The sequence below is a fragment of the Yaniella sp. genome (assembly GCF_030453185.1).
Taxonomy (GTDB): Bacteria; Actinomycetota; Actinomycetes; order Actinomycetales; family Micrococcaceae; genus Yaniella.
The window spans coordinates 1-6,321 of record NZ_JAKDKW010000103.1 but is presented as its reverse complement, the minus strand read 5'-3'; the positions used below and the strand labels follow the sequence as shown (position 1 = coordinate 6,321).

Annotated in this window: 7 protein-coding genes; 3 read left to right on the top strand and 4 right to left on the bottom strand. The window is 56.2% G+C overall.

Annotated elements, in window-relative coordinates; translation table 11 throughout:
• Nucleotides 1-385 precede the first annotated feature (385 nt).
• Nucleotides 386-1,153 (top strand): GntR family transcriptional regulator, encoded by a 768-nt coding sequence (locus L0H14_RS11415; RefSeq protein ID WP_301421881.1) that lies wholly within the window; start codon nucleotides 386-388, stop codon nucleotides 1,151-1,153.
• Nucleotides 1,154-1,449: 296 nt separating this feature from the next.
• Entirely contained in the window at nucleotides 1,450-3,024 is a 1,575-nt protein-coding gene (locus L0H14_RS11410; protein WP_301421880.1) for a C40 family peptidase, read from the top strand.
• Between the two features lie 132 nt (nucleotides 3,025-3,156).
• Here the strand turns inward: L0H14_RS11410 and L0H14_RS11405 are convergent, their stop codons facing one another.
• The 4 genes from L0H14_RS11405 to L0H14_RS11390 form a co-directional block, all read right to left on the bottom strand.
• Nucleotides 3,157-4,146 carry a universal stress protein gene (locus L0H14_RS11405; protein ID WP_301421879.1) on the bottom strand — a complete coding sequence of 330 codons (990 nt, stop codon included), beginning with the start codon at nucleotides 4,144-4,146 and terminating at the stop codon, nucleotides 3,157-3,159.
• Between the two features lie 95 nt (nucleotides 4,147-4,241).
• Nucleotides 4,242-5,126 (bottom strand): spermidine synthase, encoded by an 885-nt coding sequence (locus tag L0H14_RS11400; protein WP_301421878.1) that lies wholly within the window; start codon nucleotides 5,124-5,126, stop codon nucleotides 4,242-4,244.
• The gene (locus L0H14_RS11395) at nucleotides 5,123-5,686 is read right to left on the bottom strand and encodes a hypothetical protein (protein WP_301418937.1); all 564 of its coding nucleotides are present in this window, start codon (nucleotides 5,684-5,686) and stop codon (nucleotides 5,123-5,125) included. Before L0H14_RS11395 ends, L0H14_RS11400 begins: the two co-directional genes overlap by 4 nt.
• A gap of 7 nt (nucleotides 5,687-5,693) precedes the next feature.
• On the bottom strand, nucleotides 5,694-6,041 hold the full coding sequence (locus L0H14_RS11390) for a thiamine-binding protein (protein ID WP_301418939.1): 348 nt from the start codon (nucleotides 6,039-6,041) through the stop codon (nucleotides 5,694-5,696).
• An 81-nt stretch (nucleotides 6,042-6,122) separates the two neighbouring features.
• Here L0H14_RS11390 and L0H14_RS11385 point away from each other — a divergent pair.
• Nucleotides 6,123-6,321, top strand: a 199-nt coding sequence (locus L0H14_RS11385; protein ID WP_301421877.1) for an AAA family ATPase, incomplete at its 3' end; no start/stop codon positions are given.

The following is a 6,321-nucleotide window of genomic DNA, read 5'->3' as shown; positions in this document are numbered from 1 at the left end:
CCCCCAACGGGATTCGAACCCGTGCCGCCGCCGTGAAAGGGCGGTGTCCTAGGCCACTAGACGATGGGGGCCGGACTATCGCAGAGTTTTTCAACTCTTTGGCGCGATCGACCTAGATCATCATAGACCTAAAGGTTTTCTTAATGCAAATCACCAGGGGGCACCCTGAGATGCAGTGTCCCCATCAGGAGGGCCGCCGCAACCCACATCCAAGGCACCAAACTCAAGCACGCAATGATGGATTCTTCAAAACTACTAGTCAGGTTACGGAAATTAGCAGTAATCTTGTGCAATAACTTTGGTATCACCAACTGCAGACAGAAGCATTATCCAGTGATACTGTGAGATTCAGCACTGTCAATCCCATGAATCTACGGGAGTTCAGATGGACAAGCCTGTAATCCCAGAGCTCTTGAATGCAATTGAAGACGACGACGGCAAGCATCTGCACGCACATACGCCGACACGGATTGCTACTGAGCTGCGTCGACTCATCTGCAAGGGCAGCCTAGAGCCTGGCACAAAACTCTCTGAAGAGACCATTGCAGCAGAATTTGAGGTGTCACGAAACACCCTTCGAGAAGCGTTCACCATACTCGTGGGCGAAGATCTCGCATACAAAGTCCCCAATAGGGGCGTATTTGTTATCGATCCAGGAGTTCGCGACGTCCAAGAGATCTACCAGACTCGACGTTTCTTGGAACCATCCGCAATTCTCTGGGGTCAATTGACACCCGAACTCACCGACACGTTCCATCATATTGCTGATCAGACCCGACGCGGTATCGCACAGGAAAACCTCGAAGCAATTGAAGAAGCCGATCGCAACTTTCACGTAGCAGCCGTCGCCTTGGCCGGCTCAGCGACTATGACACTGGCGTTGGAACGTCTACTTACACAACTCGGATTAGCATTCCATGGCCTTAATATCAGTCCCAGCATCCATGAATCTTTTGCGCAACAGAACCTCGCGATCATCAACCGGATCCTCGCTGGTGAGCGGATCGACGCGTCACGAGGGTTGCACCGCTACCTGGGGCTAGCCGAAAACATGGTCTTGCAGTACGCAATTCCGGCTGGCGAGGTCGTGACGACCAAGCAAGCACCGAATCAAGAAGCCGTGACGAATGGGCATGACCTCAGCCCGAACTAGAAAATCGGCTATAACGGAACGATAGACACAGCGCCTGAAATCTTCTTTTCAGGCGCTGTTTTGTTTCATGTCAAGCACCAAAAGCTATTCTCTGTAACAAATTTATAAATCCCTGATCTCGCGCAGATCGTGATGTTTGCAGGCGTGTCGCGAAAGTTACACGAATGTGGTTTATGTGGCTCAATGTTTCAAGTGTTGCAGTTGTGACAATAGTCCGGATAAAGTCACTGTTTGTGGTCGAAATGGTTGCAACAATAACCATCTAACTGGACTAGCCACAGAATGAGGAAACTATCGTGAAGTCACGAAGCATTAAAGGGGCCGCCGCCGGCGTCGCCCTAGTGACGGTCGCAGCAATGTCTGCCGCCGCGATGCCAAAAATTTTCTCTGAATCCGACTCTTTTTTCGCTGGATCCGACAATCAACGCGACGGCTCACTCACCGAAGTACCGGATCTTCCTGATGAAACGACTATTGCCGCTGCGAAGGGTAATCCCGACGCCCAGGCAAAGTTGCGGGAAGATCTCAAGGACATCCTTGATAAGAGCAACAAACGCTTAGCTGAAGTTGAAGGTCAAACACTTTCTGCCAATGAAAAAGCTCGGGAACTCAGTGAAGCAGCAGCAGAGGCTCGTCGAGATGCTGAAACCGCATCGCAACAAGCCACACTAGCTACCGAAGAAAATGAACAGGCTCAGGAAAATGCCGGGGAAGCCGCTGCGGACATGTATCGCAACGGTGGCTTGAGTACTGAAGAGTTCATGCTTGGCGATGAAGACGCTCTGCGAGCTGAACAACACGGCCAGCAAGTAGCGGAAGGCTTTACCGGCCAAGCTGCTAACAGCAAATACGGTGCGAACGCAGCGAAGGCAGTCTCGGACAACGACGCTGAACTCGCTGAGGCAAAGCAGGAAGCTGCTGACCAAGCTGAAGCTGAGGCCGAAGCTGAACAGCGCCGCCTCGACGAAGAAGCAGAGCAGCTCCGTGAGGAGCAAGAACGCGCTGATCAGGTTCGTGCCGACGCTGCCGACCGTTTCCGGGCAGCTGGGCTTTCAACGCAGGCTGCCACCGCCGAGGTGGAGGACGTTGAAGACGAAGCTGCTGAGGAGGCATTTGATGAACTCACCGGTGCAGATGCTTCATCTCAAACTTCACCAACCAGCACAGAATCTGTAGAGCAGGCGCCTGTCACTCCAACAGAAGCTGAGAGTGCTTCGCCGACTGAGACCGCCACCGAGGCTGAAGAGCCATCGCCGACGGCAACTCCGACGCCTACCCAGACGTCCACGCCGTCGCCAACGCAGACTGCGACGCCAACCCCAACGCAGACCGCGACTCCAACACCTACCCCAACTCCGACGCCAACGCCAACGCCGACACGCACGGCGACACCGACCCCAACGCCTACGCCTACCCCGACACGGACTGCGACCCCAACTCCAACTCCAACGCCGACTCCCACAAAGACTGCTGCACCAGCAGCACCAAGCGGGAATATGTCTGCAGCAACGAGCTGGGCGGTCAATAAGACCAACGAGTCGGGCACCTATTACTCATGGGGTGGCAACGGACCGAAGGGTTATGACTGCTCGGGCTTCACCCTTGCAGCATTCCAACAAGCAGGTAAATCACTACCGCGTACGTCAAGCGCCCAGTATGGTGCCGCGAAGCAGTACGTTTCACTGAGCAACCTGCAGCCAGGCGACTTGGTCTTCTGGTCGAATAACGGTTCCCAGTCAGGTGTTTACCACGTAGCAATTTACATTGGTAATGGCCAGATTGCGCATGCGCGCAACCCATCAACCGGTATTACAGTGACCGGTCTGCACTACTCGCCATACAACATGATGAGTGTTGGCGGCCGTTACTAACACAGACTCCTCTGGGGGTTCGGAGTCCGGGGAAGTTCTCCGGACCCCCGGAGGCCAAAATTGAATATGGACTACAAGCTTCGGGGCGGATAACTCATTGGTTATCCGCCCCGAACGTTGTGTATCCAGAAGTTATAGCACAGGATCCTGATCAATCATCGGTCCGTACTCATCACGATCTTCCAGGCGAGGGTCTTCAGCGTATGGAACGATCATGACTGGTCCACGGGCGTGAGCTGCAATGCCCTGAGACGTCGAGCCCAGCAGTGCCCCGGTAAAGCCACCCAGACCCCGCGTACCGACCACGGTAAGTCGGGCCGACTCTGATTCAGCGACGATGGCATCCACGGGGACACCATCAACGACTTCTGATTCGATTTTCAAATCAGGGAAGTGCGATTGCAGCCAGGCCACCCCCGCATTGACCTTGTCGCGGAGCTCGTCGAACATGGCGCGTTCGTCCACGGTTGACGGCAGCCATTCGACAGCCGAGGAAACCGGTGCCATAGCGCTCACAACGCGGAGGCGGCACGATGAGCTTCGGCGTTGAGTTTCCTCTGCCGCACGCAGCATCGCTACTCGACCTTGGTGGGAACCATCGGAGGCCACGACGACGGGGGCATCAGTATCAGCACGGGACTCTTCGGCGCCGCGGGGCACCAGGACGACCGGGCATTTCGCTTGGGCCGGTAGACCGCGTGATACTGAGCCAACCAACAGTCCCAAGAAGCCGCCGCGGCCTCGTGGTCCGGCGACCAGCAATTCGGCGTCGTAAGAGTAATCCACCAGGACGCTGCCTGGATCGCCTAATTCGACGGCCGTTCGGATTTCCACATCGGTCTGACCGAGCTCGGCCTGAGTTGCTTCCAATATTTGGCGGCAGGATTGTGCCAGTGCAGAATCTTCGTGACCACCGGTTGCAGCATCAACGGCTACGGACGGGAAGATCGGCAGCGTGTACGCCGAGACCATGGTCAGCGGCGCGTTGATTCGTTTAGCTTCTCGAAGCGCCCAGATTGCTGCTGCCAGGGCTCGTTTGGAACCATCAACACCGACAACAACACCGTGTTTCTTCTTCGTGGTGTTTTCTGGTGTAGCTGGGTCATGAATATGGTCAGTCATGGAAAATCCCCTCCTGGCGGTCGTTTCACATCCGAGGATCGGTTGCGAAGGTCCTTATGATCAGTCTACCGGTGAAGTGACCCGCATTACGCTATCTATAGCGGATCTGTCAGAAGTAACGGTGTGGTTTGGGGTGGCATTCCGGCGATAAAATTCGTCGTGGCGTTCCCCATTTTTGCTTGGACCGGAAGTGGTTCTGAACGCAATGCAGCGGCGAAGCCGTCCGGGCCACCAAGTTCCGGATTCGGCAGTGGATTCTGGGTTCCGACCATGACGATGTTGCCGCGACGTCGTCCTTTAAACATGGTTGCATCGGAAATCAATGTCACGTGGGTGAAGGCCTGTGCTAGCGCAGCTGCTTCAGCGCGTGCCGGGTTGAGGTTGGGCGGACCGCCGTAATTGATAACGTAGGCGCCGTCTGGGCCGACGGCGCGTGCTGCGGTTTCTGCTGCTTCTACCCCTGTCAGGTGGCTGGGGACTACGTGTTGTCCCGCGTCCTTTTCGACAAAAACATCACGAATGATGACGTCCCAGCTGTCGGGTCGGGTTTCGGAGAGTACCTGGCCCGCTTCGCCAACCCGCATTTTGACGATGGGTGACCGCGGCAGACCGAAATTATCTCGCGCTAATTGCGTGAGTTTGGCATCGTATTCGACCGTGGTGTGCCGGGAATTGGGATACCGGTCGGCACCCCAGCGGGCAAGCGTGGCTCCCCCACCGCCCAAGTGCAGGAATCGCAGCCGTGTTTCTGGCGCATATCGGAAACCCAGGGCGATCGCGATCCAACGCATGTATTCAAAGCCCAGGCGTTGGGGGTTATCCGGGATCAGCTGCGAGGATTGCACCCCGTTGATCAAAAGTAGCCAGGCCCCGGGCGTGAACGGGTCGGGCTGGATTTCTGCGGTGCCGGAATCGATTTCATAGATACCGGGTTCAATATTGACGGCGGACCGCGTTTGATTGCGGCGTCTGTTGCTCATTTGCGTACCATAGCGTGTCTTGGCACGCCCTGCCACGGTTCAGTAGTGGGTTCCACAGGTTCACCCAGCGGTTCGAATCCTGCGGCACGCAGGCTGGACTCAACCAGTGGCGTTGTACCGGACAACCAGGCCAGTGCAGACCGCTCCCCTACCGCGTGCTGGATCAATGTTTCTCCCACGATCGTGTCGCGTGCGTCGTTGGAGACATAAAAGAAGCGAATATCGTGGAGGTTGGCTAGACCGTAGAGCTCGGCGAATTGTGCTGTCTGGTCACTGAGCGTCTCCGTGGCGTGGATGGTGCCGACGATCGTTCCGCGGAGGTCTTCCGCCAACCAGATGGTCTCCCCGCGGCGGATGCGAGACTGCCAGAATTTCACCTGCTCGCCGATGGTAGCTTCTGCGGTGTCAAAAAATGCGGTGTCTTTGAGATCGGCATATATTTCACGCCAAATGCGGTGTTTAAATTCAATGACCGCCCTGGCGTCGGCAATTGCGGCGTCGCGAATATAGTGTTCGGCACCGGTTTCGGTGGCGTGTTTGTGGTTGAACGGCCAGATCACGGTGGGACTACTCTGCGCTGTCGAGCAGTTGGTTCACTCGCGTAATCTTCTCATCGAGTTGGTCGGTCTTGGCGTCACGAATATCGGCTTTCATCGTGATCGAAATTCGAGCGCCGTATGGGCTCACGACTTCAACACACTGTTTGAGTACGCCCATCACTTCGTCCCATTCGCCCTCGATCTCGGTGAACATGGATGAAAGTCTATGCGGGAGCCCGGACTGGCGCACAACGTTGACTGCGGCGGCTACCGCACGGGCAACGGAACCGGTTTGAGCGTCGTCGGCGGAGTTGGCGGCAGCGTCGGGACCGAGATCGCCGACACCGGATACAGAAATGGAAAAAGCTAAGATCATGTTCCCATCGTAATCCTGTCTGGCCCGGCCGACTATAGTGAGTTGCGGTGCATTGACCATTTTTCGAAAGGTACATCAACGTTGGCGCAGGGAATTTACATCACAACGACGACGGCTCGGGCAGGCAAAACGCTGGTGTCCATGGGCTTGGCCGATGCGTTGAACCGCCGTACCGGGCGGGTGGGCTACTTCCGTCCGATCGTCGCCGGTGATGCCGTGGACGCCGACCCCATGGTGCAGCTGATGCGCGAGAATTTTGGGATCGGTACAGAAGCTGCCG

What these genes read in the sequence shown, in the direction of transcription:
- L0H14_RS11405 (WP_301421879.1), bottom strand. Translation starts at nt 4,146, where the DNA reads ATGACTGACCATATTCATGACCCAGCTACACCAGAAAACACCACGAAG.
- L0H14_RS11390 (WP_301418939.1), bottom strand. Translation starts at nt 6,041, where the DNA reads ATGATCTTAGCTTTTTCCATTTCTGTATCCGGTGTCGGCGATCTCGGT.
- L0H14_RS11400 (WP_301421878.1), bottom strand. Translation starts at nt 5,126, where the DNA reads ATGAGCAACAGACGCCGCAATCAAACGCGGTCCGCCGTCAATATTGAA.
- L0H14_RS11415 (WP_301421881.1), top strand. Translation starts at nt 386, where the DNA reads ATGGACAAGCCTGTAATCCCAGAGCTCTTGAATGCAATTGAAGACGAC.